The 528-nt window shown below is 48.7% G+C and carries 1 pseudogene; it reads right to left on the reverse strand.

Features of this window, described 5'->3' with window-relative positions:
* Positions 1-528: pseudogene (locus R7R24_RS30160) on the reverse strand (DNA polymerase I); the annotation flags it as partial.

Below are 528 nucleotides of genomic sequence, written 5' to 3' on the forward strand. Positions count from 1 at the left end.
TCAAGCGCTTCTAAACGGGCTGCGATTTCTACCGATTGAGCGCTCAGCTTCATGTCATCAATCAGAACACCAGTGCGCTCAATGCGAGACAAAACAGGGACTAGCGGCATTTCGATTTCTTCGTAAACCGATTTTAGCTTTTCATCTTGTTCGATGTTAGCAAACAGACGATTGTGCAAGCGAAGCGTGACGTCTGCATCTTCAGCTGCGTATGGCGATGCTTGCTCAAGCTCGATTTGGTTGAAGGTCAGTTGGTTTTTACCTTTACCCGCGATTTGTTCGAATGAAATGCAGCTGTGTTGTAGGAAACGAAGTGCCAAGCTGTCCATGTCGTGTTTGCCGCCTACGCTGTTGTAAACGTAAGACGCCAACATGGTGTCGTATTTGATGCCTTTCATCTCGATGCCGTAACGTGCCAGCACAGACGCGTCGTATTTTAGGTTCTGACCGACTTTCGCTTGAGCGTCGTCTTCAAGAATTGGTTTCAGCTGCTCGAGAACCCAATCGCGATCCAGTTGCTCTGGCGCA

The organism is Vibrio sp. 704 (assembly GCF_033339295.1).